Annotated in this window: 20 protein-coding genes; 13 read left to right on the top strand and 7 right to left on the bottom strand. The window is 41.5% G+C overall.

The features are described from left to right. Positions 1 to 220 precede the first annotated feature (220 nt). The 4 genes from AC1F2U_RS05735 (at position 221) to AC1F2U_RS05720 (ending at position 7,626) form a co-directional block, all read left to right on the top strand. Positions 221 to 4,198: a DUF4912 domain-containing protein gene (locus AC1F2U_RS05735; protein WP_480260231.1), complete on the top strand. Its 3,978-nt coding sequence runs from the start codon at positions 221 to 223 to the stop codon at positions 4,196 to 4,198. A 468-nt stretch (positions 4,199 to 4,666) separates the two neighbouring features. Further along, positions 4,667 to 6,697, top strand: coding sequence for an FAD-dependent oxidoreductase (locus tag AC1F2U_RS05730; protein ID WP_480260230.1), 2,031 nt, complete (start codon positions 4,667 to 4,669; stop codon positions 6,695 to 6,697). A 273-nt stretch (positions 6,698 to 6,970) separates the two neighbouring features. Continuing rightward, a complete protein-coding gene (clpS, locus tag AC1F2U_RS05725; protein WP_480260229.1) occupies positions 6,971 to 7,297 on the top strand; it encodes an ATP-dependent Clp protease adapter ClpS in 327 nt (108 codons plus the stop codon). A 5-nt stretch (positions 7,298 to 7,302) separates the two neighbouring features. Continuing rightward, entirely contained in the window at positions 7,303 to 7,626 is a 324-nt protein-coding gene (locus AC1F2U_RS05720) for a DUF2103 domain-containing protein (RefSeq protein WP_480260228.1), read from the top strand. 86 nt (positions 7,627 to 7,712) lie between these two features. Here AC1F2U_RS05720 and AC1F2U_RS05715 read toward each other — a convergent pair whose 3' ends face one another. The 3 genes from AC1F2U_RS05715 to AC1F2U_RS05705 all read right to left on the bottom strand — a co-directional run bounded on the left by AC1F2U_RS05715 (position 7,713) and on the right by AC1F2U_RS05705 (position 10,223). Then, positions 7,713 to 8,036 carry a hypothetical protein gene (locus tag AC1F2U_RS05715; protein WP_480260227.1) on the bottom strand — a complete coding sequence of 108 codons (324 nt, stop codon included), beginning with the start codon at positions 8,034 to 8,036 and terminating at the stop codon, positions 7,713 to 7,715. A gap of 907 nt (positions 8,037 to 8,943) precedes the next feature. Continuing rightward, entirely contained in the window at positions 8,944 to 9,372 is a 429-nt protein-coding gene (locus tag AC1F2U_RS05710; RefSeq protein WP_480260226.1) for a hypothetical protein, read from the bottom strand. Further along, a complete protein-coding gene (locus tag AC1F2U_RS05705; RefSeq protein ID WP_480260225.1) occupies positions 9,369 to 10,223 on the bottom strand; it encodes an FAD-binding domain-containing protein in 855 nt (284 codons plus the stop codon). Before AC1F2U_RS05705 ends, AC1F2U_RS05710 begins: the two co-directional genes overlap by 4 nt. Positions 10,224 to 10,326: 103 nt before the next feature. On the opposite strand from AC1F2U_RS05705, the gene bcp reads away from it, so the two are divergent. From bcp to AC1F2U_RS05685, 4 genes are all read left to right on the top strand, one after another. Then, positions 10,327 to 10,806 (top strand): thioredoxin-dependent thiol peroxidase, encoded by a 480-nt coding sequence (gene bcp / locus AC1F2U_RS05700; RefSeq protein ID WP_480260437.1) that lies wholly within the window; start codon positions 10,327 to 10,329, stop codon positions 10,804 to 10,806. Positions 10,807 to 10,858: 52 nt separating this feature from the next. Beyond that, entirely contained in the window at positions 10,859 to 11,515 is a 657-nt protein-coding gene (locus AC1F2U_RS05695; RefSeq protein ID WP_480260224.1) for a type I restriction endonuclease, read from the top strand. Positions 11,516 to 11,703: 188 nt separating this feature from the next. Then, positions 11,704 to 12,330, top strand: coding sequence for a type I restriction endonuclease (locus AC1F2U_RS05690; protein WP_480260223.1), 627 nt, complete (start codon positions 11,704 to 11,706; stop codon positions 12,328 to 12,330). Positions 12,331 to 12,335: 5 nt separating this feature from the next. Then, complete coding sequence (locus tag AC1F2U_RS05685) at positions 12,336 to 13,493, top strand: cysteine desulfurase family protein (protein WP_480260222.1); 1,158 nt, start codon at positions 12,336 to 12,338, stop codon at positions 13,491 to 13,493. Between the two features lie 42 nt (positions 13,494 to 13,535). Here AC1F2U_RS05685 and AC1F2U_RS05680 read toward each other — a convergent pair whose 3' ends face one another. Together AC1F2U_RS05680 and AC1F2U_RS05675 are read right to left on the bottom strand one after the other, a co-directional pair. Next, entirely contained in the window at positions 13,536 to 15,323 is a 1,788-nt protein-coding gene (locus tag AC1F2U_RS05680; RefSeq protein ID WP_480260221.1) for a GmrSD restriction endonuclease domain-containing protein, read from the bottom strand. 126 nt (positions 15,324 to 15,449) lie between these two features. After that, entirely contained in the window at positions 15,450 to 16,373 is a 924-nt protein-coding gene (locus AC1F2U_RS05675; protein WP_480260220.1) for a 1-aminocyclopropane-1-carboxylate deaminase/D-cysteine desulfhydrase, read from the bottom strand. A gap of 219 nt (positions 16,374 to 16,592) precedes the next feature. On the opposite strand from AC1F2U_RS05675, the gene AC1F2U_RS05670 reads away from it, so the two are divergent. From AC1F2U_RS05670 to AC1F2U_RS05655, 4 genes are all read left to right on the top strand, one after another. Beyond that, on the top strand, positions 16,593 to 18,323 hold the full coding sequence (locus AC1F2U_RS05670) for a diflavin flavoprotein (RefSeq protein WP_480260219.1): 1,731 nt from the start codon (positions 16,593 to 16,595) through the stop codon (positions 18,321 to 18,323). 121 nt (positions 18,324 to 18,444) lie between these two features. Further along, complete coding sequence (locus AC1F2U_RS05665) at positions 18,445 to 18,957, top strand: phosphate-starvation-inducible PsiE family protein (protein WP_334837483.1); 513 nt, start codon at positions 18,445 to 18,447, stop codon at positions 18,955 to 18,957. A gap of 232 nt (positions 18,958 to 19,189) precedes the next feature. After that, on the top strand, positions 19,190 to 20,926 hold the full coding sequence (locus tag AC1F2U_RS05660) for a diflavin flavoprotein (RefSeq protein WP_480260218.1): 1,737 nt from the start codon (positions 19,190 to 19,192) through the stop codon (positions 20,924 to 20,926). Between the two features lie 622 nt (positions 20,927 to 21,548). Further along, positions 21,549 to 23,348, top strand: coding sequence for an iron uptake porin (locus tag AC1F2U_RS05655; RefSeq protein WP_480260217.1), 1,800 nt, complete (start codon positions 21,549 to 21,551; stop codon positions 23,346 to 23,348). A gap of 182 nt (positions 23,349 to 23,530) precedes the next feature. On the opposite strand, the gene rpmA is transcribed toward AC1F2U_RS05655, so the two are convergent. Together rpmA and rplU are read right to left on the bottom strand one after the other, a co-directional pair. Beyond that, positions 23,531 to 23,827 (bottom strand): 50S ribosomal protein L27, encoded by a 297-nt coding sequence (rpmA, locus tag AC1F2U_RS05650; RefSeq protein WP_099099325.1) that lies wholly within the window; start codon positions 23,825 to 23,827, stop codon positions 23,531 to 23,533. Between the two features lie 29 nt (positions 23,828 to 23,856). Then, positions 23,857 to 24,264: a 50S ribosomal protein L21 gene (rplU, locus tag AC1F2U_RS05645; RefSeq protein WP_480260216.1), complete on the bottom strand. Its 408-nt coding sequence runs from the start codon at positions 24,262 to 24,264 to the stop codon at positions 23,857 to 23,859. A gap of 570 nt (positions 24,265 to 24,834) precedes the next feature. Between rplU and AC1F2U_RS05640 the strand changes: the two genes are divergently transcribed. Continuing rightward, a complete protein-coding gene (locus tag AC1F2U_RS05640; protein ID WP_480260215.1) occupies positions 24,835 to 25,068 on the top strand; it encodes a Nif11-like leader peptide family natural product precursor in 234 nt (77 codons plus the stop codon). Positions 25,069 to 25,280 lie beyond the last annotated feature (212 nt).

The following is a 25,280-nucleotide window of genomic DNA, read 5'->3' as shown; positions in this document are numbered from 1 at the left end:
TAACTTAGAAGAATTTATAGTAAACAGACTTTGGCAATTAGAGTATAAATTATCATGCTATCCAAGCTAGAGCGAAGTATAAATCAGCATAAGTGCTTTGAAGTAATTAGAACTAAAGATAACTCAGATGTATAATTAGCGCGTCTCCTCCATAATCTTTATTAAAGATCGCGATTTAGGACTGGTAGGCTTTCTATTTTTTACTTTAATTAAGGGGCTTATGTGGCAACAAGAAAAAAAAGATACTTTGATAGTCAGACTGTTATTATGGGTTGCCTTAGCTACAACCCCGATGGCAGCATCTCTGGTGGTATCAGCACCGATGCTGGCACAATCTACACCTGAAGCTACCTCTTCGCCACTGCCACAAACAGTGCAGAATGAACCGATAGTGCGGATTGACGGTTCCAGTAGCTTGAGTGCAATCAACCAAAGCCTGAAAGAAAGTTTTGAAAAACAGTTTGTCGGTAAAAAGGTTGAAGTTGCTGCAAACGGCACTGAGACAGCGCTGAAAGATTTGCTAGATGGCAAAATCGATATAGTCGCAATGGGGCGCGGGTTGACGCCAGCAGAAAAAGCTCAAGGACTAGAGCAAGTTCGTTTGCAGCGTGAAAAGATTGCGATCGTGGTTGGTGCAGACAATCCTTTCAAAGGAAGCTTGACTAGTAGGCAATTTGCCCGGATTTTCCGGGGGCAAATTACAAATTGGTCGCAACTGGGAGGGCCTTCAGCCAAGATTCGGTTCATCGATCGCCCGAACACGAGTGAAACTCGCAATACTTTTCGTACTTATCCAGCCTTCAAAACTGCTGAATTTGCTACAGGGGCTAATGCTACCCAAGTAAGTGACGATAATAGTGCAGAAATTATCAAACAACTGGGCAAAGACGGCATCAGCTATGTGTTAGCTAATCAGGTGTCGAAGTTGAAAGGTGTGCGAGTTCTGCAATTACATCAAGCCTTGCCAGCTGATGCGAGATATCCCTTCTCGCAACCTTTAGTTTACGTTTACAAAAAAGATCAGAGTTTAACTACAGTAGATTTTCTTGGCTTTACCCTAGCACCCGCAGGACAGCAGGCTATAGAAAAAGGTAGAGCTGCCGAAGCCGAGGCGATCGCAGCCAGCGTCTTACAACCTGCTGTTGCAGCTTCACCCGGTGTCCAAACGACACCAGCGCCTACGCCTTCCTCTAGTGCCACTAGTTCTGCATTTGGCGAACAGCCCTTTGTGGCTGCACCTGCACAAAGCGCTCCAATTGTAAATAAAGAAACACCATTGTGGTTGCTGCTACCTGTCTTTTTTATCACTGTAGGTGGCTCTGTACTATGGTGGATTCTGAAAAAACCCCCATTGCCCACCCAGGAAACAGACAATTTACCAGAATCAAATCCTCATCCACCCAATGGAGAAACGGCGGCACTCGATGCCAGCACACTTTCCTCCCTGAATGGAACGACGTTGGAGGAGCAGGCAGTACCGCACTTTCAAGAGCAAGAAAACCCCGATCGCACTCCTTTCAACATCTACGCTCAAACAGAATCTGACTTGAACCCAAATGCTACGCAGGAGACAGCAAATTTAGTACAAGAGACAAGTAATGGTACTTCTAACCTCTATGAAGGCGCGACATCGGGCGTAGCTAATGGCTCAGAAAATAACAATTTGGGAGCCGCAGCTTTGGGTGGTGCGGCTATAGCAACAGGCATTGGGGCGGCTACTTGGTCTACCTTTAACAACAAAGAAACAGAACCAAATGCAACTGATGAGACAATCGAGCTAAACAATTATACGGAGACGTACACTCCTGATGCTGATGAAGTTGCATGGGATATAGAAGCCCCGGCAGCTGTAGTCAATACTTCATATCCTTACCCCGGTAATAATATTACAGAAGAGGTATCTGATGTGGAACTGCCTTCATCTGAGGTGACAGCCCCACTCCCGGAATTACCAGATGTGCCACAAGCAACATCTGATTTTGGATACTGGGACACAGCAATTAGTGAAGATGAGGTAGATGAGGAACTTCAGGCAGAATTGAATTGGCTAGAGAGTATCACCTCAACTGAAGATACAGCCTCAGTAGATGAATTGCCCTTAGCGGAATCTGACGAAACGACAGCCGATTTGGAAGCATCAGAGACAGATACATCCTCACTGCTCGATTTACCGGAATTTCCAGAAGATGTATTGAGTAAAGATGCATTGAATGTGGTAGCGGACGCAGCCGAACCCACTTTAAATTTGCCAGAGTCAGAACTTCCCGCCGAGCCGACTGTTGGGGAAGCTAACTCCACAGATTTGACAGCAGCTTTAGCAGCGGGTGCGGGAGTTGGCGCTTGGGCTAGCACTTTCGGATCGGATGCTCAAAATGGGACAATCGCAGCCGAAACAGCTAGTGGTTTGGTAGATGCAGATGAAGAAAGTAGTATTGTGCTTACACCACAGACTTATACATCGGCTCATGTCTCTTGGGAGATTTCCCCAGCCAAGAAAGCAGAACTGTGGCAGCAAGGCGGTACTCAATTGGCAGTGCGGCTGTATGATGTGACTGGCATTGATTTAAGTTATCAAACTCCGCAGCTGGTCAAGCAGTATGACTGTGCAGAGACAGCACGCGATCGCGTTGTAGAAATTCCCCAGGGCGATCGCGACTACATAGCTGAAATTGGCTATCTCGCTTATGGCGAACACTGGTTATTCATCGCCCGTTCTGCAATTGTTCGTGTCTTCAGTCCTGTGAATCCAGATCCGGTAGTTGATGATGTGGCGGCAGCCGAAACAGCTATTGGTTTGGTAGATGCAGATGAAGAAAGCAGTATTGTGCTCACACCAGATACTGATGGATCGGCTCATGTCTCTTGGGAGATTCTCGAAGCCAAAAAAGCAGCACTGCGGCAACAAGGCGGCTCTCAATTGATCGTCCGGCTGTATGATGTGACTGGCATTGACTTGAGTTATCAAACTCCGCAGCTGGTAAAGCTGTATGAATCTGAGGAAACAGAAAACGACGGATTGGTGGACATTCCCCTGAACGATCGCGACTACATAGCTGAAATTGGCTATCTCGCTGATGGCGATGCCTACGGCGGTAAACAACGCTGGTTATTCATCGCCCGTTCTGCGATCGTTCATGTCTTCGGTCCTGTGAATCCAGATCCGGTAGTTGATGATGTCGCAATCTCGGATAAAACAGATGTTGATTTGGTAGATATCCAACAAGAGAGCAGTATTGTCCTCACACCCCGCACTTTCCAATGGGCTGAAGTCTCTTGGGAGGTTTCCGAAGCCAAAAAAGCAGCACTGCGTCAACAGGGCGGCTCTCAATTGGCAGTGCGGCTGTATGATGTGACTGGAATAGACTTGAGTTATCAAAATCCTCAGCTTGTCCAGCAGTATGAATGTGAAGAGACAGCACGCGATCGCTTTGTAGAAATTCCCATCAGCGATCGCGATTACATAGCTGAAATTGGCTATGTCGCTGATGGCGGTCGCTGGTTATTCATTGCCCGTTCTGCGATCGTTCGTGTCTTTAGTCCAGTGCCTACAGAACCGACAACAGATTCCACTGTTAAAAATGTACCATTAGTAAGCGAAACCGCTGTTGGCTGGGCAAATGTAGAAGCAGAAACTGCCCCAGAAGAGAGCAGTATTGTCCTCACACCCCGGACTCCCAAGTGGGCTTATGTTTCTTGGCACATTTCCAAAGCTCAGGCTGAAGTACTGCGACAACAAGGCGGTTCCCAATTAGTAGTGCGGCTCTATGATGTCACCGGCATTGACTTGAGTTATCAAAGTCCCCAGCTTGTCCAGCAGTATGAATCTGAAGAAGTAGCACGCGATCGCTTTGTGGCTATTCCTGTGAGCGATCGCGATTACATGGTTGAAATTGGCTATATTGCTGATGGCGATCGTTGGTTACTCATCGCCCGTTCCGCTAACGTTCGGGTATTCAGTCGTCCCCAAGGAGATTTCTGGTTTGTGGCTGATGCTGAGTTAATTATTCACGGAGCAACTCAACCAAATACAAACGTAAACATTGGTGGACATGCCATCAAAGTTAAACCCGATGGTACTTTCCACCTACGTCTCCCCTTTTCAGATGGTTTAATGGACTATCTCATAACAGTAGCTGCTGATGGGGAATCCACAAGAACTATCCATAAGAAGTTCTCTCAGGAAACTTCCGAAAGCTAACATTAGACTTCTTGGCATTGTGGGGAAAAGGGTAAGGATTAAAGGGCAAAGATATGGAATTTACCTTACCCTTTAACCTTTAACCTTTCTCCAGACTAAAAGAGAGATTGTTGGGTTTATCCGAAAAGTATTGTGAGTTATCCCCTCTAACCCGATTCTCCTTTTTTAGGGAGTGTAAGAAGGGGGGATTTTATTATGCCAAGTTTCATTTTCATCTCTGTTAGGAGAAGTAATTACAATACGCTTCGGTTAAAGTTTTTTAATGAAAATTTTAGAGCACAGAAATGTGACAAATCATCGCAAATACGCGATAAATCGCGTATTGTAGAGACGGCGATTCATCGCGTCTATATTGTAAAGACGGCGATTCATCGCGTCTCTTGCTCTGGAAAAATTTCTTGAGTTAGACATTTCCTAAATGCTAACGTCTACAAGGTGACACAGGATTTGGAGCGGTTTTTTTTAACTATGAAACATAGACACAAAGTAGCTTTTAGCTTAACATCGTTGATCGGTCTTAATTTAATCTCTAGCTTAGTCGCATTCGATCGGGCGATCGCAGCACCACCGAGAACCCCAGACAAAAGTGTTAACTGCGAAATTTTAGTTGTGGGTGGTGGACTTTCTGGTGTAGCCACAGCTTATGAGGGCTTGCTAGCAGGGCGAACAGTTTGTTTGACAGAAATTACTGACTGGCTGGGAGGGCAAATTTCTGCTCAAGGGACATCTGCGTTAGATGAACGCCCAACTCAACGAGCTCTCAAATTCTATTCTCGCGGCTACCTAGAATTGCGAAACCGCATTGGGCGTAAATACGGTAAGCTTAACCCCGGTGAATGCTGGGTAAGTGAATCGTGTTTTCTTCCCCGCGATGCTCACACAATTTTGACCCAGATGCTTAAAGATGCCGAAAAGCAGGGCAAAGGGAAGTTGCAATGGTTTCCCAACACGGTAATTAAGGATTTGGAAATCGCTGCTGATGGCAAAATAATTAATAGTGCGATCGCAATTCAATCTCAACCACCAAAAGGCGCACCACCTCTCAATACTTTTACGTTATCTCAAAGTATTGAAGATGCTTATCGCTACGAAAACTCGTCTCGGTTTACCAAAACGATTGTCCGTTTCATTCCCAAGGTAGCGAAAGAGGATGCTGCTAAATGGTACGTCGTAGACGCTAGCGAAACTGGAGAAATTATCGCCCTTGCTGATGTTCCTTACCGATTAGGTATTGATGCCCGTTCTTACTTAGAACCTTCTGCTTCCAGCACCAACAATGACCCCTATTGCCCTCAAGGCTTTACCTACACCTTTGCAATGGAGGCCACCAAGGAACCGCAACCGCAGACAATGCCTGCATTTTATCCACAATATGCGCCATATTTCAGCTATGAATTAAAGCGACTGGCTAATTTTGATTTAGTTTTTAGCTATCGTCGCATTTGGAGTCCAAACAAAGGGAAACCAGCAAAATTCGGTGGTGTCGGTTTTACTGCGGCTGCACCAGGGGATATCTCGATGCAAAACTGGACTTGGGGTAACGACTACCGCCCCGGAACAGCCCAGGATAACCTAATTTATACTCGTCAACAGTTACAAGGTACTGGACAGTTAGAGCCAGGGGGTTGGATGGGAGGACTGCGGACAGAAGCCCTCCGCAAGGCTGAGGAAAATGCTTTATCTTTCTATTACTGGTTGGTAGCTGGAACTACAGATTCTCAACTAGGAGATGGTGTCAAGCAGGCGCAAACTAATAACCGCTTTGTTTCCGGTTTAAATTCGCCAATGGGGACAGCGCATGGCTTATCGAAATATCCTTATATGCGAGAAGGACGGCGCATCATTGGCCGCCCCAGTTGGGGACAAGCCGAAGGCTTTAGTATTGGGGAAATTGATATTTCCCGCCGAGATTATAATGACGAGTATTATTCTAAGACTCTGCCAGCAGATATGTATCGTCGCCTACGAGCAGCAGTTGCAGGTTTAGAAGCAATATCAGTAATTGAGGGTAAAGTTCCACCAGACAAAGCAATGCGACGGACTCGTTCTACCATCTTTCCCGATGCTGTGGGTATTGGTCACTACGCCATAGATTTCCATCCTTGCATGGTGAATAGTCCCCCAGAAGCACCTGGTAACACAGAACGTCCAGGCGAAAGACGCGGTGCAGGTCTTGCCTATCCCTTCCAAATTGCTTTGAGAGCAATGATTCCCCAGAAAATTGATAATTTGCTCGTAGGTGGCAAAAGTATTGCGACTAGTCATATTGCTGCTGCTGCCTATCGAGTACACTCATTTGAATGGTCGGCTGGCGCAGCTGCGGGAACTATTGCTAGTTTTGCACTCAAAAATGCGATCGCACCTTACCAACTTGTTGATGACTTACCTAAACAAGAGCCACAACTAGAAGCACTCAAGCGGCTTTTGCAACAAAATGGCAACCCTACCGCCTTCCCAGATACATCTATTTTTAACGAAAACTGGGATAATTGGAAATAAATTGTCATTTGTCATTTGTCATTGGTCATTGGTCATTTGTCATATCAAGTCCGGTTAATCACTTATGATTACCGAATCTGTGCAAAAATCCCAAAAGCCTCTTCCCCTAGCAATAACTGCGGTCTAAATGATAAGTCTTTAGCCGGACACGATATTATTGGTCATTGGTTAAGGACAACGGACAAATGACAATGGACAACTAAACAACGAACTAAACTAATTACTTATAGTGTAGTAATGTAGTTTTGTAAAATTATCTTGACCAATTGTTTTATGGTTATGACACTTTCAGCAGATGTTTACAGGATGTCCACAGCACCAACTATAGCTCCTGAACGGTCTAATCAAGTTATCCGTAAGACTTATCCGAATTACAAAGTGATTGTATTAAACGATGATTTTAATACATTCCAACACGTGTGTGAATGTTTGATGAAATATATTCCGGGAATGAGTGGCGATCGCGCGTGGGATCTGACTAATCAGGTACACTATGAAGGTCAAGCGATCGTCTGGGTCGGGCCCCAAGAACCTGCGGAACTCTATCACCAGCAGCTGCGCCGAGCAGGTTTGACAATGGCACCTCTAGAAGCAGCTTAATTATTATGGGCAAACCCTCCGTAGATCCTCTCCGCACGGCTTCACAAAAAGCTGCCAGACTGGTTTGGAATCACTCAACACACCTTTCTGGTCTTATCCCCATTTTAGAACGTCTTTGTCAGCAGGATGGTATCCAAACTGTGACGCCGGGAGTGCTTGGGCGATCGAAGGGTCACTGTCCAAAAATGCAACTACGCGTCTCAGTACCCATTCGCGGCGGCTATAAAGTCATTGCACGGCAGGGGAAAACGGTACAAGAGGTGTTTATTTTAACAACTTTACCCCAAGATCGACTAGAAGCTGCATTAGCGATCGCTATGAGATGTTAATCATACCCAATGCCCCATGCCCACTTGCCCTGAGCGTTCGCGTAGCGTCTCGCAGAGAAGCCGAAGGGATACCCAGTCCTCAATAACTATTCCTCAACCCGATGTACTGCAAATTTGTGTAGCGGTAGACTAACAATACAAGAAAAAGTTAAGAAATATGACAGAGCCGTAGTTATTTTCAAAGTCATGACTACAGATTCCCAGCCGGGTAAAACTATTTTTTCTATGCCAAAAGCTACACAGTAAACAAGCCAGTAACTAAAGCTCATTCTAAACAGAATTCGCTCTGTTTCTTCCATCTCATTTGTTTGCTGCTTACCATCCCACAGTAACAACAGTCCAATAATGCAAGCGACAAAGGAAACAGCAACTACAGATTCGTGACAAAATAATATATTTAACGAATGCATTTGTGTTTATTCCCACATTTTTTCAGTTGAAACTCAGTCTAAAGGAATATTCCTTCCGGGGCTACAAATTATTTACAAACCTCAATAGATTCAAAACTGCTGAGTGAAAAATCTCACTTGCAACTTAGCACTCGTAACTCCATTAATCTGCAACACTAGTTGCCAAAATTGAAGCATTTCCAACAATCGTTCCTTCATGTATAAGAAAGGTTTAAGTATTTCCAAAAAATATATAAGCAATTGCTGGAAAGGCTTAATACTTTGCAACAATTGTTCCTCCATGTATAAGAAAGGTTTAAGTATTTCCAAAAAATATATAAGCAATTGCTGGAAAGGCTTAATACTTTGCAACAATTGTTCCTCCATGTATAAGAAACGTTTAAATGATTGCAGCAATTGTTGTAATTAGCTTATGAGTTAATCTTACTTAAAAAATCAAAATCTTTTAAGTAAGATTAACTGCCCTCATTCCCCAACCCCTTCTCCCAAATCGAGAGAAAGGGAGCCAATTTCAAAGCCACTCTTCCAAATTGGGCTACGGTGTACACACAAGTCTGAAATAGCTGATTAACCAAGGTTTTACCCCACCCTAACCCTTCCCTTATAAAGGCTACGGTGTACACACATCTTGGTAGAAAACCAAAATCGTCGAAGATCCCCCTAAATCCCCCTTAAAAAGGGGGACTTTTAAGGGCTTTTGCCCCCCTTTTTAAGGGGGGTTGGGGGGATCTCAATGCTGTGGGGCAACTCTAGAACACTTGTGTGTACACCGTAGCCTTATAAAGGGGAGAGAACTAAATTTCGTGTTTCCCCCCAAAACATCGGGGGGATTAAGGGGGGTAAATCCAGAGTTTATGCTTCATTACCAAGATGTGTATACCCCGTAGCCCAAGCTTAAGAGAGGGATTTAGGGTGAAGGCTTTTGATAAACATAATTTTGAGCCACTTTCCAATAGCGCGAGAACCGTTTCAAGTCAATATAGCCGTCATAGTTAAAAAATGGTTCTACCTCTAGCACTTCCACTGCTATAGAACGCTCCATTTGATTACAGATATCATCAAATCGGGGACTGGGACTATCGGCTGTGACAACTAAATTAGCATCATGTTCTTGAGCAAAAGCTAAAATTTCTTGCGCCACATTGCCACGGCGAATAACAACAGGTAACTCTAGCAAACATTCGTAGATAAAAGTCAGACGTTTAAGACTCAATTGCCATTCCTCTATCAAAGCCTCATCCCAAACCCAGATAGCTGGGGCATCAGGGTATTTTTGCAATGCGGGATTATTTGGACTGAGGCAATCTCCATGTACCCAAACAATTGATTTATTCATTTTTTACCTTTCTTTCCACGCTGCCAACTTTGGCTATTAGGTTGTTTGCTAAATTCACCTTTGGGAAAAAGTCGCTGTTCTAATTCTTCATAACTGCCTTCAAAATCGCAATGACCGTAAAGGGGACATTTCTGGCAATAAAGGCTTTTAGTGTAGCGTTCTAAGTTTTCACGGTTGAAAAAATACGGTTTCTGACTAAAAGTGCTAGCAACCCACTGCCATGACATATTATTACTAGCAGGGTCTCCATCTAAAAGGTGTTCGAGAAACCACTTGGCTCCTGCTTGCCAACGAATACGCCGCCAATGGACAACATAAGCCGCTAACCACATTCGTGCGTGGTTATGTAAATAGCCAGTTTCTCTCAAATCACGACTGAAACTGTCAATGCAAACTCTGCCTGTAGTTCCTTCTCTAATATCTTGCGGCAATTCGGGTGCATACTCGCCCACAGTATAACCAGTTTTGTACTCTTCCTGGTCTTTCCAGATTTCATTCCCTAACTTTATATACAACCGTTGCCAATAGTCGCGCCAACCTAACTCGTTAATTAGTTTCGTAGCATCATCTTGATGCTGTACCTGCTCAAGGACATAATCTCGAATTTCTCGCAAACTCAAAACGCCATAGCGGATGTAAGGCGAAAGACGCGTGACTGCACCTGCGAAGAAATTACGTGTTTGGGCGTAGCGAAGAGGATCGATTTTTTGCAGCGCTGTTTGTGCAGCTTTGCGTCCCCCCACAGTTTCGCTGATGTGGTCATCGCGTTCTGCTGCACCTGGGAATTGTTCGCGCAGGTAGGCTACCAACTCATCGCGGTTGGTAAATTGGCGTTGCATATCTTTAGGCATTATCAGCAAATATGAATGGTTACGTGCTTAGGCATAGCCCACCACAGGCATCGCTCAACTTATGTACAATTCTAAAGCGATCGCAATATCTCACACCTCCATCATGAGCAACATTCCCCAAGTCGGACAACCAGCGCCAGATTTCTCCACCCCTGACCAAAATGGCAATGCAGTCACTCTCGACGACCTCAGCAGTCAGTGGGTTGTCCTCTACTTCTACCCCAAAGATGACACACCCGGTTGTACCACCGAAGCGAAAGATTTCAGCGAGTTGTATCAAGACTTCAGCGAACTAGGAGCGAAAATCTTAGGTGTAAGTCCAGATTTGGGTAAATCCCATTGTAAATTTATCAGCAAACATAACTTGTCGATCGCCCTTTTAAGCGACCCAGAACATCTTTTAATCGAAGCCTACGGCGCTTGGCGATTGAAAAAATTTATGGGTAAAGAATATATGGGTGTTGCTCGGTCAACCTTTTTAATTTCACCTGATAGAATTATTGTCTATACTTGGCCCAACGTCAAAACCAAAGGTCACGCTCAAGCAGTTTTAACTAAATTACGGGAATTAGCAGCCACGTAAGGCAGCTGGATGCTAGAAACTGCTAGGGTGATAATTAAAGTCAGGAATAAACATGATTCAAGTCATCCAAGCCCAAAATGTTACTCTTGCCTACTTAAAGAAAAAATTTGCTCTCTATAAATCTGAATATGAGCAATTTTTTACAGAGTGGTTTGACTATATCCCTGAAATTTCCGAGTCAGAAAAGCAATATTTAGACAGAGTTAAAAATAACTATCTTAATGTACTTGAAAATGCTCCTCTTTTAGAAGAAGCAGTAAAATTGGTAGTATTATCTCCGTTGCTAGATTTAGCTGGTTTTTATTGTCCTCCTTTTTATATTGCTACTGAAGAAAGTGTAGAAATTAGTGAAAATTTTATCATTGATAATGAAGTAACTACCGAAGATACTAAAGAAATTATTAAAGGAAAAATTGATGTCCTAGTTCTCCAAGATCGGCTATGGTTACTGATAATTGAATCTAAAAGATCTAGTTTTTCCTTGGCAAAGGCGATTCCTCAAGCACTAACTTATATGCTGGCAAATCCTCAGCCTGAGCATCCTGCATATTCCTTGGTAATGAATGGAGAAGATTTCCAATTTATTAAGTTGATAAAACAAGATAAACCAATGTATGCTTTATCTGATAGATTCACTTTATATCGACGTGAGAATGAATTATATAAAGTTTTGAATATATTAAAAAAAATAGGTCAAGTTTTAAATTAATTATCTGCGATATTTATATCTAGTCGTATGTCAAATGTAAATCGATAGTAAGCAAGTTTTTAGTAAGGATTAAAGTCATTATTTCTAAGCACTAAAGTGCTGACTACAAACACTCAAAACTATCTTTAACTATTAGGTTAATACTGTAATAGTGTCATAATAGTTATATTGCATCTTTGAAATGAATTATGGTTCAATTTATCCAAGCACAAAATATCGGGCTTGCCTATTTGGAAGAAAGATTTAGCCTACAGCTAGCCGAAGATGAGGTATTCTTCACAGAATGGCTTGAAAATTTACCGAAAATTACAGATTTAGAAAAGCAAGATTTAGACAGAGTAAAATTTCATTTTCTCCGTTTAGTAAAGTATCCTCCCTTGTCAGAAGAAACGGTGAAATTAGTAGTTTTATCTCCTTTACTCAATTTAGCTGGATTTTATGATGAGCCTTTTTATATCAGAGGCGAGGAATCAATAGAAATTTCTGCGGAAGATGAAGGAGAAATCATTAGAGGTAGAATTGATGTTTTAGTTATTCAAGAAAAATTCTGGTTGTTAGTAATTGAATCTAAAAGGTCTAACTTTTCTCTTTTAGAAGCCATACCTCAAGCACTTGTTTATATGTTGGCTAATCCTAATCAAGACAAAGCTACTTTTGGATTAGTAACAAATGGTAGTGATTTTATTTTCCTAAAATTTACCAAAGAGAATCAGCCAAAGTATGCTATGTCTGACAAATTTACACTTTTGAAACGAGAAAGTGAACTGTATCAAGTTCTAAGTGTATTAAAAAATTTGAGTCAAAGTTTAAGTTAATAATTATGTCTATTCGTCCTATTTACCTTGATTGCCACGCTACTACAGCCGTAGATGAACGGGTATTAGCAGCAATGCTCCCCTACTTCACAGAAAAATTTGGCAACCCAGCAAGTATCGGTCATGTTTATGGTTGGGAAGCAGAAGCTGCTGTCAAACAAACGCGAGAGATTTTAGCAGGAGCAATCAACGCCACACCAGAAGAAATTGTTTTTACTAGTGGTGCAACAGAAGCAAATAATTTAGCTATTAAAGGTGTTGCTGAAGCTTATTTTAAAAAAGGTCAGCATATTATTACTGTTGCCACTGAACATAGTGCAGTAATTGACCCTTGTAATTATTTAAAAACTCTGGGTTTTGAAATTACTATTCTCCCTGTCCAAAAAGATGGATTGATTGATTTAACTGAGTTAAAAAATGCTTTCCGTCCTGAGACAATTTTAGTCTCGGTAATGGCTGCAAATAACGAAATTGGCGTGTTACAGCCTTTAGCAGAAATTGGGGAAATGTGCCATGAACACAACATCATTTTCCACACCGATGCCGCCCAAGCTATTGGTAAAATTCCTTTAGATGTGCAAGCGATGAAAATTGACTTGATGTCTTTAACAGCACATAAAGTATATGGCCCCAAAGGCATTGGAGCGCTGTACGTTCGCAGACGCGATCCCAGAGTGCAACTGGCTCCCCAGCAGCACGGCGGCGGACATGAGCGGGGGATGCGCTCTGGTACATTGTATACACCGCAAATCGCGGGCTTTGGGAAAGCTGTAGAAATCGCTTTGACTGAACAAGCAACAGAAACCCAACGCCTCACCCAATTAAGACAAAGATTGTGGGAACAGCTATCGCAAGTTGAAGGAATTCATCTCAACGGACATCCTCAACAGCGATTAGCGGGAAACTTGAGTATTAGTGTTGAGGGAGTGGATGGAGCCGCACTTTTGCTAGGATTGCAGCCAGTAATGGCAGTATCTTCTGGTTCTGCTTGCTCGTCAACAAATACTGCACCTTCCCATGTTCTCACAGCATTGGGACACCCCCAACAGCTAGCTTATGCCTCGATAAGGTTTGGCATTGGCAGGTTTAATACAGAAGAGGAGATTGATATTGTAGCGAAACATGCGATCGCTACCATTCAAAGTTTACAAAATAAACGGTAAGCATGAAAACCAGCAATGCCTCTTTTTTGGATAATCACTTTTTTATAAATGGATATTCTCTATGCGATCGCCCATATCAAAAACATTAAATTCAATCCCGTCTAACTTCAGTCTCAAAGCCTCTAATAAAAGATTTACTCTTTCTTCAATAAAAATTGTTAGGGCGTGTTCAGGAAGTGCATCGGCTCTTGACCATTCAAGAATCATCGTCGGTATAAGATGAGAGCGTAGGACTGTCTCTAAACCAGGCTCGTCATATTCTTTGAGATAATCTAATGGATTTTTATCGCTAATTTTCAAATTAGTTATTTGAGACAGATAGGCAATATTCATCAAGCTGTCACATTCTACTTGACTAGCAATACCACTCTGTTTAATAAAAATAACTGGAAATATATGGTGCAAGTTAGGCTTATCTGTTAGCAAATAATAAACATCAGACAAAATATCTCTATGAGGTTTTGCCCAGTCTTGCGGCTTGTGGTTTGCATAAAGTGATAGTATTGCTCTGGATAAGCGACCTCTATAACTGTAAAAAGATTTTCTTAGAGAATTCTTATCAATATCAAATTTATTGAATGAGGAAGTACTATTAGCCTTTTGTTGATTAACAAAGTATATATGTTCCCAGAGGTGAGTAGTGTTTGTTAGTAAGTCTGCATTATGAAAACTATAATACCAAAAATATTTATTTAAAAAACTATAATCTGGTTTATCATTCCGATAAAAGTATGCTGTAATAGTCAGGTATAAATATCGGTAAGGAATTAATCTTCCACCCTTAATATGCAAAATATTATCAAAGAAATCAAAAGTTTTAGCAACGGCTATTTTAAAATTAGACCATACAGCTTCAATATGCTCTGTTTTTAGCTTATTAAGATACATATCAGTAATATTTTGTATCCCAGCTTCGGGAAATTCAAGTTTTACTACTACAGCTAGCATCTGGAGCAATGTCCAATTATCGATACTGGCATATTGACTACTAGAAATAGTTTTTTTAAACTTATCAAATAATTCACGAAGATAGAACCCAGAGATATTATTTGTCTTATTTTCAGAACGAAAAGTCTTAGCAACCACAATATCAAAGATATCCAAGGGTTTACCAGCTTGATTAATCCGCTCAAATATTTGACAAACTTCCGCAACTTCAATACCTCTCAACTCAATGAAAGAAATTTTATAACTATATAAGACTTCTCTAATCCTTCTCAATTGTTGCATATAGGGATTTTCAAAGTCACCGTATCCATTTTTATGAAGATTTCTTTCTATTTCCCCAGGATTTTTAAGAATATCTATTAAACTGACAATTAGTTTATCTTGATAACGGTTTTTTCTCCCAGTATTTGCTGTAAGCTTACCATCTCTATCATCGATTTCGTCCCAAAACAAAAACCTTTTTGCATAGCTTGTGTCATCAGTCGCATCAGTAAGTTTAATAGTCAAGTCTATATATAGTGTTGGATCAAAGTTTTCGTGATTAGCAATTTTACCCTTGCCCCCATGTATTGATGTTAATAGAGAAGTTGTTCTTTGTTGTCCATCTAAAATGTATTGGTATTCATTCGAGTGAAAATTATCAGCAAACTTTATACCACCTATTTCTCTATGACTTTCTAGCTTGGTATTAGTTTTCCAAATTAAAATACTTCCTAAAGGGTAAAACTTATAGATACTATCCCAAAGTTTTTTAACATTCTCTTTCTCCCAGACAACATCTCTTTGAAAGGTTGGAATTTGATATTTATTTGATAGAAGATTTTCCAAATAGAGAGCAATACTCTGATCATCCGCCTTAATGCGTTCAGTAGATGTAAACATTGAATTAACCTTATCTAAGTTTGAGTAAATATCAAGATTGGTGTATGAATTTAACTTGGTTTAGTAAAATTCCATACAAGGTTAACTGATATTTAATTAAGTGGCAACTCAAATTTTAGAAAATCTCTACAACCTTTCTTCCATGCCAACGTTCCCCTGTAAGCCGCCTGTGTGTACCAGCAGTAAGCGATCGCCTTTACAAAAAAATTCCTGCTGTAGTAAATCCATCACTCCGTAAAACATTTTGGCGGTATATACGTAATCGAGGGGTACGCCATGTTCCTGTGTAAACTGTTGGCTAAACAGTAGTAACTCGTTGTTCACCTTTGCATAGCCGCCAAAGTGATAATCACATACCAATTCCCAGGAAGCGGAAGAATTATATGGTGTAGGTAAATCAGAGGCGAGGTAATTTGTCAATAAACTTTCAATTTCCTGTGCAAGAAATGCGCCATTTTTCAATACGGGAAAAGCGATCGCTTTTTGTCTTTCATGCAACGAAAGCGCAATACCTGCTAGTGTGGTGGCTGTACCGCAGGCTACGCAGATACGATCGAATGCGATCGTCGCATCACCAACTATTTCTGTGCAGCCGCGCACACCATTTAAATTACTCCCGCCTTCGGGAATGATAAACACCTCACCAAAACTTTGTCGCAGATATTCCTCTAACGCTGGTGTGTTGCGCTGTCGATACATTTCGCGGTTTAGGTACACAAGCTGCATACCCCGTTGGACAGCAAAACTCAGCGTTGCGTTTAATGGTAGCCTCTCCTCTCCACGAATTACACCGATGGTGCGAAAACCGAAAAGATTACCAGCCGCCGCAGTTGCATAGATGTGATTGGAATAAGCGCCGCCAAAGGTTAGCAGTGTTGTGAAATTTTTCTCCTTAGCCTCTAAAAGATTGTATTTCAGCTTAAACCACTTATTGCCGTTAACCCACGGGTGCATGAGATCCAGGCGCAGCACATACAGTTCAACACCAGCGTGACGGGCTATTTCGCTGTTGATTTGTTGTAGAAGAGGAGTAATAAAGGTTAACGACATCTGTCAAGATTCTAACTGATAATTTGCATTTTCTCACGTTCATTATCGAATATAAAAGTAATGATAAACATTGAGTAATTCAATGGTAAGTCAAGCTAAATGATGAATAAATCTTTCTAATGATTAGCTTTAGAAATTGGCATTTTACTAATTGAGTGTTTCAGGTAAATATAAGAAACAGAACACTCGCTCCAGATAATATTCTTTTGGAGAAAAGAAATGGTTGCACTCACACAGCTTACTCAAGTTATTTCCCATCCTGGACGTTTGACGATTGAAACTGTTGAAATTGCTCATCAAACAACTGCTATACGTTGTCTCGATTGGGATAGAGAACGTTTTGATATCGAGTTTGGTTTACGTAATGGTACAACCTATAATTCTTTCTTAATTCAAGGAGAAAAAATTGCCTTAGTTGACACATCTCACCGCAAGTTTGAGCAATTATATCTTGAGGTAGTGGCGGGATTAATCGATCCAACTAAGATAGATTACTTGATTATTAGCCATACAGAACCTGACCACAGTGGCTTAGTGAAAGATATTTTGCAATTAGCTCCTTCCATTACTGTTGTTGGTGCAAAGGTAGCTATTCAATTTTTAGAAAATATGGTTCACCAGCCTTTTAAATCAATGCAGGTGAAAAGTGGAGAGCGCTTAGATTTAGGCAACGGACACGAATTAGAATTTATCTCTGCACCTAACTTACACTGGCCTGACACAATCTTGACCTATGACCATAAAACTTCCACACTCTACACTTGCGATGTGTTTGGGATGCACTACTGTGATGACCATACTTATGATGAAAATATCACCTTACTTGAGGAAGATTTTAAATATTACTATGATTGTCTCATGGAGCCGAATGCCCGGTCTGTTTTGGCAGCTTTAAAGCGGATTGAAAAGTTAGAAATAGCAACTGTTGCTACAGGACATGGCCCTTTATTACAACACTATATCTCTGAATGGCTCGGACGGTATCAAAACTGGAGTTTAGAACAAGCAAAAACAGAGACTTTAGTAGCTCTATTTTATGTTGAAGATTATGGGCATAGCGAACATTTAGTCCGTAACATTGCACATGGATGCACAAAAACAGGCGTGGCAATAGAATTAGTAGACTTCAATAGTGCCGAGCCTCAAGAAGTTCGAGAATTAGTTGCACAAGCCTCTGGTTTAATAATTGCAATGCCAGCCCAATCTTCGGTAATGGCTCAAGCGGCTTTAAGTACGATTTTAGCTGCTGTTCATAAAAAACAAGCAATTGGTTTATTAGAGTCGGGAGGAGGAGAAGATGAACCAATTTACCCCTTACGCAATAAGTTTCAAGAATTGGGATTAACTGAAGCTTTTCCACCTATTTTAGTTAAGGAAATTCCTACCCAGGCAACGGAACAACTTTGTGATGAAGCGGGGACAGATATGGGTCAATGGTTAACCCGCGATCGCACTATAAAACAAATCAAATCTATCAATACCGAGCTAGAAAAAGCTTTAGGGCGGATTACCACAGGATTATACATTATCACTGCCAAAAAAGGAGAAGTTCAGAGTGCAATGCTGGCTTCGTGGGTGACACAAGCCAGTCTTGAGCCTTTAGGAGTAGCGATCGCAGTCTCCAAAGATCGGGCAATTGAATCCTTGATGCATGTTGGCGATCGCTTTGTTTTAAACGTTTTAGAAGAAGGCAAATATCAAGGATTAATGAAACATTTCCTCAAGCGTTTTGCTCCTGGCGCAGATAGATTTGCTGGAGTGAAAACATATCCGGCTAAAAATGAATCGCCCGTTTTAGCTGAAGCTTTAGCTTACATGGAATGTGAAATCACTAGCCGTATGGATTGTGGAGATCACTGGGTAATTTATAGCACAGTCCAAACTGGAAGAGTCGCCAAGCTAGATGCACTTACTGCTGCGCATCACCGCAAAATTGGCAATCATTACTAAATTGTCATTTGTCATTTGTCATTGGGGATTGATCAATAATTAATAATTTCTTCCTCTGCTCCCCTGCTCCTCCTGCTCCCCACAGACGCGATGAATCGCGTCTCTACAACTCACAAAAACTATGTATAAATCTGTTGAAAATACCCCGATTACCATGTACGAAATCAATCGTGGGCGCGTTGTCAGAAGCTTGGAATTTATCCAAGATGTAATTGTAATTTCTTTGTGTATCGGTTTATTTAGCTTCATGGTGCTTCAGGTGAGAGATATGTTTCTCTCCTTACTTCCACCTTTAGATTTTCATGCTGTTACTGCCGATATTCTCTTTTTACTTATCTTAGTTGAGCTATTCCGACTGCTGATTATTTACCTACAAGAACATCGAGTATCTATTGGGGTAGCTGTTGAAGTTTCTATCGTTTCCGCATTGCGAGAAGTCATTGTTAAAGGTGTTCTAGAAACAAGTTGGAGTCAAGTTTTAGCAACTTGTGCTTTTTTATTAGTCCTGGGAGTACTACTGTTTCTCCGAGTTTGGCTACCCCCTACCTTTGAAGGTATCGATCCCGAACAAGAAGTATCTAAACGCTATAGAAGCAAAGCCAAGTCTGAATTAATACAAAACAATGGTCATTAAAAATAGGGAGTAGGAAGCAATACGGTTGAGTTAAGGCTAAAACTCTGTTACCAAAGTCAATTTTTTAACGAACCGCCAAGGCGCAGAGGACGCAGAGAGAAAAAAGAGATGCTTAACTGAACCGTATTGGAGTAGGAAGTGGGGAATAGGGGGAGACAAGGAGAATAACCCATGCCCAATACTTCGACTTCGCTCAGTACAAGTGCCCAATGCCCAATTAAGAGAGGTTATTATGTCTACTGCCACATTAACGTCCAACCATAGCAGAGATGTACAAGTTGCTGAAATTGGTAAAAATACTCTGATTATGCGATCGCGGACTTGGGACAGATTAAAATTTGAGGTGGAATATTCCCGTCAACGGGGAACTACAGCGAATTCTTATCTAATTCAAGCTGATAAAAAGGCTTTAATTGACCCTCCCGGCGAATCTTTTACCGAAATTTACCTTGAGCAACTTGCACAACATCTAGATTTCATCTCCCTCGATTACATTGTTCTCAGTCATGTCAACCCGAACCGCAGAGCAACCTTGCAAGTATTACTCTCTCTGGTTCCTCAAGCCACTCTCATTTGTTCTCGCCCCGCCGCCAATGCTCTCAAAACTGCCTTTCCCGAATTTGAATCACCTATTCAAGTGATGCGATCGCAGGATACTCTAAATTTAGGACAAGGACATCTTCTATCATTTATCTCCGTACCGACTCCTCGGTGGGCGGATGGACTTTGTACCTACGATGCCGCTACAAAAATACTCTACACAGACAAACTTTTCGGCGCTCATATTTGCGAAGATACTTTGTTTGATGAAGATTGGAAGGGTTTAGATGCGGAACGTCGTTACTATTTTGAATGTCTCCATGCGCCCCAAGCCAAACAAGTCGAAGTAGCCTTAGATAAATTGTCGCTTTTGGGAGCCAGATGTTATGCCCCAGCACACGGACCAGTTGTTCGTTACAGCCTGAGTCGTTTTACTTATGATTACCGTCAATGGTGTCAAGGACAAAAATCTCAAGAATTGAGTGTCGCTTTGCTCTATGCTTCTGCTTATGGAAATACAGCAATTGTGGCGAATGCGATCGCTCAAGGTTTGATCCAAAATGGAGTCAATGTAGAATCAATTAACTGCGAACTAGCCGACTCGGCGGAGATTAACCGCATTGTAGAAAGCTGCGATGGCTTGATTATCGGTTCACCCACTTTAGGCGGTCATGCACCGACTCAAATTCAAACTGCTTTAGGAATAGTTCTCTCGGTGGCAGCCAAAACTAAGTTAGCAGGGGTGTTTGGTTCTTATGGCTGGAGTGGCGAGGCAATTGATTTAATCGAAAGCAAGCTCAAAGATGCTAATTATCAGCTAGGATTTGAAACAATTCGGGTGCGTTTCAGTCCGACTCCTGAGATTCTTCAGCAATGTCAAGAAGCTGGTGCTTTTTTTGCTCAAAATTTGAAGAAAACTAAAAAGCTGCGGACTTCCCGCCATATTGTCACAGAAACCCATGTAGATCGTACCGAACAAGCGGTGGGGCGGATCGTTGGTTCTTTGTGTGTTGTGACAACTCGTGATGAAGAAACTCACAAAGGGGTTTTAACTTCTTGGATATCTCAGGCAACTTTTAACCCGCCAGGAATTATGATTGCGATCGCTAACGAGCAAAATGCAGATTTAATGCATCATCCTGGCGATAAATTTGTGCTGAATATCCTCAAAGAAGGAAGAAATGTCCGCCGCTATTTTTCTCGTCACAGCACTTTAGGAGATAATCCCTTTGCGAATCTTGCCACAAAAACTGCTCTGAATGGTTGTTTAATTTTGAATGAGGCATTAGCCTATTTAGAATGTACAGTGCAAAATCAGCTTGAATGTGGCGACAGATGGTTAATTTATGCCGTGATCGATCGCGGTGAAGTGTTGGAAAATGATGGTGTCACGGCTTTGGAACATCGGAAATCTGGCAGCTATTATTAACCTGGCTGTTCCCTTTTGTCTAGAAAACCCGCTTCTTTACAAAGCTACGGTATACACACAAGTCTTTTAGAGCTGCAATGGCATTGTTTTGGCTGACAATGCCATTGTTTCGTCTGACAATAAACTCATTATTGATTGCACGAGCGATCGGATTATATATTTTAATATTATCAAAAAGCGATTTATTATTATATTAAATAATACGTTAATATTATTTGTATATAAAAAATAAAACCTTCAAAAATGTTTATTTTTGTAAAAGATATATGGTAAAGTACCACTTATCAAAACTATAGTGTATCTATAAAGTTTAAGTAGTTTGAAAATTTCAAAAAATATTTTTCAAGCGATGAGTCCTTAATTATGGCTAAGTAGTTCTTAAAATTCCAATTTTGAGATTGAGAAAAGCTGCAATTATCCTCAGCCGATGCATCGACTGAGATATTAGTATGCGAATTCTGCACAAAGTAATTTTGTGCAGAATTCGCATAGTTAATCAGCAAACTCTCAACAAAAAGAGTATTTAATTCCTGGAGCTTGCTTTTGCTGGTTAGCTTTAGCTTGTGAATAATTAGTATTCACAACAAATAGTGGTGTTTTATTTTGTGTGTGAGGAACGAGTGTGAATTATTACCAATTAATGTGTGCAAGAAGAGTCAGTTGGCTGTGCTTACTTACTGCTTTAATTTCGCTGGGTGCATCTCCTGCAACTGCTCAATCAATTACTGACAATCCTGTAAACAATTTTGAGAGCGCAGACAAAGACAACAGTAGCGGAGTTTCAACTAATTCTAATTTTCTAGAATCGAATGCGATCGCTCAAGTAAACTCAGTATCTCAATTATCTGATGTTAAGACAACAGATTGGGCATTTCAAGCACTGCAATCGGTAGTGGAACGTTACGGTTGCATTGTGGGATATCCTGACAGTACTTATAAAGGAAATCGTGCCTTAAGCCGTTATGAATTTGCTGCTGGCTTGAATGCTTGCTTAGATAGAATCAACGAACTGATTGCTACTAGTACTGGTGACTTAGTTAAGAAAGAAGATTTAACTACTCTCCAAAAACTCCAAGAAGAATTTACATCTGAACTTGCAACATTGCGTGGTCGAGTAGATGCCTTAGAACCTCGCACAGCTACCTTAGAGAAGCAACAGTTTTCTACCACAACTAAACTTAATGGCGAAGCGATTTTTTCTTTGTCCACAGCGACAGGTGGAGAACCAGGTAGCCAAGATGCTAAATTAGCCTTCAATAATCGCGTCCGGCTCAATCTTACCAGCAGCTTTAACGGCAGTGATTTGTTGATTGTTGGACTTCAAGCTTACAACTTCAGATCGAGCGGTTCATTTTATGAAAGAGGAACCATTCAAGGTCAATTACTGCCAAATTCAAGTTTTCTTGGTGCAGGTTCAACCAAATTAAGCTTTGAACCTCAATTTCCTGGCTTTAATCCCCAGACATTACAACCCGACGGCGGAGCAAATTCAGTTAGTCTTTACAAGCTAGCTTATGTCTTACCGTTGTCTCAGAAATTCGTCGTCTTTGCTGGAACCAATGCAGAGATTACAGATGTTTTTCCTGCCATCACTCCCTACGCCAGCGATAGCCAAGGTGCAATCTCTCGATTTGCAGGTTACAACGCTGCTGTCAGAATTACAGGAGGCACTTCTGGTACGGGTTTATTAGCGGGTGCTGGTTTCTTGTGGAATCCTTCAAAACAAGTGGGACTTGGAGTGATTTATGGTAGTGGTTCGGCTCCGATATCAGAAGAGCGCGGTCTTTTGAACACACCTTTGGGAGCAGGTGTCTTTAACGGTACACAAGCAATTGCTGCCCAACTAACCCTCAAACCAATCTCAACTATTGATATCGGCATCAACTATGCACACAGCTACCACACAATTAACATTCTAGGTACAGGCTTGGGTAGCGCTGATATTGCTTCTATTCGATTTACTCCCAATGCAGCACAACTGGCGAGGTTTGGTGGTGACGCGACACTAGCAATTCTTGATGAGCCAATCAATGTAAATTCTGTAGGTGCAACGGTAACGTGGCGGTTTGCGCCGAAAACATCCCTGTCACTATCAGGTGCATTGCTTTTTGCTAATCTCTCGAATGTGGATGCCTCTACAACCTACAGTAGTTGGTCGGCTGGGTTGCATTTTAGAGATATATTCCATGAAGGGAACACCGCCGCCGTCATTTTTGGACAGCCGCTTTACCGAGAATCTGTAGCAGGAGTTGCTTCTCGTCCAGAAGACGCGACTCCCTACCATTTAGAAACATTTTATAACTATCGAGTTAGCGACAATATCTCCATTACCCCTGGTGTATATTTCATCTTTAGCCCGGAAGGCTTTAGTGCTAATGACACAGCAATTGTAGGCGCACTTCGCACTACTTTTACTTTCTAGAAAACTGGAGGCTGAGGATTGGATGTTACATTGAAAATATTTTCAGGCTTGTCGAACATTATTGTTCGATGAGCTTGGGTAAAGCCGTCCGTCAACTTCACCGACGAACGGCTGCTTGTTCTTTTGACATCTGGGCTGATGCCTTAACTTGACACCAACGGCAGGATGCCCACGCTAATACTCTAACTTGCCACTGCTTCAGCAGGGGCTGCCTCAGCAGCAGTTATAGGTAAATAAACACTAACTTTTTTACGAGTTTTGCCCTTTCTCTCAAACATTACAACACCATCGATTAAGGCAAACAAAGTGTCATCGCTGCCAATACCGACGTTGTTACCAGGGTGGAATTTAGTGCCGCGTTGACGCACGAGAATGTTTCCTGCACGTACAACTTGACCGCCATAACGTTTGACACCCAGACGTTGGGCATTAGAATCACGACCGTTACGTGTACTACCTGTTCCTTTCTTATGAGCCATGATTTCCTCTTGTGTATCTACTTCTTTTATTATTCAGCAGCGGTTTCAACTTCTTCAGCAGCGGTGTTATCTAGAATGGGGGTTTCCTTCTCCGGTTCTCCTTGGGCAGCAAACACTGCACCGTTAAGGGTGATGGAGTCAATCATAAGTCTGGTAATTTCCTGACGATGCCCCCGTTTTTTGCGGGTTTTCTTTTTCGGCTTCATTTTGTATACCAGGACCTTACGACCTCTGTAATGTCGCATTACAGTCCCTTCTACAGTTGCACCTGTTACTAATGGCTGTCCAATGGTGACTTCGCCATCGTGCTGCACGAGTAATACGGAATCTATTGTAACTTTTTCATCTGGTTCGATCGCTAGCAGTTCAACGTCGTAAAACCGGCCTGGCTCTACTCGTATTTGTTTGCCGCCAGTTTCAATAATCGCGTAGGTCATGGAATTGTCCTTGAGGTTGCCGTACAGGTAGCTGGTTTTTATCTCCCGTAGAGATGCTTTTGCCAGCCTTTGTAATATGTCTACCTGATCCGAGCAGGAATTAGACAGACAATCTAACATACTATTTTATTAATAGGCGTCAAGTCAAGCTATAACAGGATTTTTGCGTTTGGCATTGCTGTCTAGTCAACCTGAAGATGGAAAATCAGTTAATTACTCTGTGCGATCGCTCATTTTCTAAGATTAGTCAACAGTCGTCATGGGCATAGGTGTAGCCCATCGTATACATCACCCACTCACACGAATGTCAATTGTATTTACAAGCAGTCAAAACAAATGCTTTTTAGAGAAAAATTGCTACTATCTTAGGGCTGAATCTATAAAAAATTAACATTAGTTAGTATTAGCTTAAAAGTTATATTTTGTTATCAAAATCAACACATTCTTCTTCTTTGTTTTAAGATGAAATATACGGTGTCTCATCTAGAACTTCTTTACAAAAGTTAGTGAATCCTCAAGAGTTAAACTATCACATTCAAACCTGATATTTCAAACAGGAGATTGATTGTCATGACACAGCAAAATGCTGCCCGACTTTTTCAAGCTGTAAAAGAAGATCAAGCGTTACAGCAAAGACTCAAAGCAACAGCCGATCCAGAAGCCTTCATCAAAATTGCTCAAGAGCGTGGCTATGATTTCACCGCCAAAGAACTGGATAGTGAAATCAGCAAATTATCTGAAGAAGATTTAGCTGCCATTGTCAATCCAGGATGGGGGAATAGACGCCACATTTATCCTAGATAATTCCTGTTCTAGGAAACCGAAAGTATACAAACAACTGAATTGACAAGTTTTGCTCCTCAAGGGGATACTGTTGCATCATCTCCTTTAGGGGTATTCCTGTTAAACACAAGGTTCAAATCCCTGATTTCCTAGAGAAGTCGGGGATCTTATTGTTTGCAAATGATTAAGTAGAGCTGTTATATCAAGTCCGACTAATTAGTTATGATTTCCAC

It is taken from the genome of Nostoc sp. LEGE 12454 (assembly GCF_056620565.1).
Note: the sequence above shows the minus strand (reverse complement) of the source record. Positions and strands in the feature narration are given on the sequence as shown.

Excerpts from the sequence above, each read along its gene's own strand:
- AC1F2U_RS05735 (WP_480260231.1), top strand. The coding sequence starts at position 221 with ATGTGGCAACAAGAAAAAAAAGATACTTTGATAGTCAGACTGTTATTA.
- AC1F2U_RS05730 (WP_480260230.1), top strand. The coding sequence starts at position 4,667 with ATGAAACATAGACACAAAGTAGCTTTTAGCTTAACATCGTTGATCGGT.
- clpS (WP_480260229.1), top strand. The coding sequence starts at position 6,971 with ATGGTTATGACACTTTCAGCAGATGTTTACAGGATGTCCACAGCACCA.
- AC1F2U_RS05720 (WP_480260228.1), top strand. The coding sequence starts at position 7,303 with ATGGGCAAACCCTCCGTAGATCCTCTCCGCACGGCTTCACAAAAAGCT.
- AC1F2U_RS05715 (WP_480260227.1), bottom strand. The coding sequence starts at position 8,036 with ATGCATTCGTTAAATATATTATTTTGTCACGAATCTGTAGTTGCTGTT.
- AC1F2U_RS05710 (WP_480260226.1), bottom strand. The coding sequence starts at position 9,372 with ATGAATAAATCAATTGTTTGGGTACATGGAGATTGCCTCAGTCCAAAT.
- AC1F2U_RS05705 (WP_480260225.1), bottom strand. The coding sequence starts at position 10,223 with ATGCCTAAAGATATGCAACGCCAATTTACCAACCGCGATGAGTTGGTA.
- bcp (WP_480260437.1), top strand. The coding sequence starts at position 10,327 with ATGAGCAACATTCCCCAAGTCGGACAACCAGCGCCAGATTTCTCCACC.
- AC1F2U_RS05695 (WP_480260224.1), top strand. The coding sequence starts at position 10,859 with ATGATTCAAGTCATCCAAGCCCAAAATGTTACTCTTGCCTACTTAAAG.
- AC1F2U_RS05690 (WP_480260223.1), top strand. The coding sequence starts at position 11,704 with ATGGTTCAATTTATCCAAGCACAAAATATCGGGCTTGCCTATTTGGAA.
- AC1F2U_RS05685 (WP_480260222.1), top strand. The coding sequence starts at position 12,336 with ATGTCTATTCGTCCTATTTACCTTGATTGCCACGCTACTACAGCCGTA.
- AC1F2U_RS05680 (WP_480260221.1), bottom strand. The coding sequence starts at position 15,323 with ATGTTTACATCTACTGAACGCATTAAGGCGGATGATCAGAGTATTGCT.
- AC1F2U_RS05675 (WP_480260220.1), bottom strand. The coding sequence starts at position 16,373 with ATGTCGTTAACCTTTATTACTCCTCTTCTACAACAAATCAACAGCGAA.
- AC1F2U_RS05670 (WP_480260219.1), top strand. The coding sequence starts at position 16,593 with ATGGTTGCACTCACACAGCTTACTCAAGTTATTTCCCATCCTGGACGT.
- AC1F2U_RS05665 (WP_334837483.1), top strand. The coding sequence starts at position 18,445 with ATGTATAAATCTGTTGAAAATACCCCGATTACCATGTACGAAATCAAT.
- AC1F2U_RS05660 (WP_480260218.1), top strand. The coding sequence starts at position 19,190 with ATGTCTACTGCCACATTAACGTCCAACCATAGCAGAGATGTACAAGTT.
- rpmA (WP_099099325.1), bottom strand. The coding sequence starts at position 23,827 with ATGGCTCATAAGAAAGGAACAGGTAGTACACGTAACGGTCGTGATTCT.
- rplU (WP_480260216.1), bottom strand. The coding sequence starts at position 24,264 with ATGACCTACGCGATTATTGAAACTGGCGGCAAACAAATACGAGTAGAG.
- AC1F2U_RS05640 (WP_480260215.1), top strand. The coding sequence starts at position 24,835 with ATGACACAGCAAAATGCTGCCCGACTTTTTCAAGCTGTAAAAGAAGAT.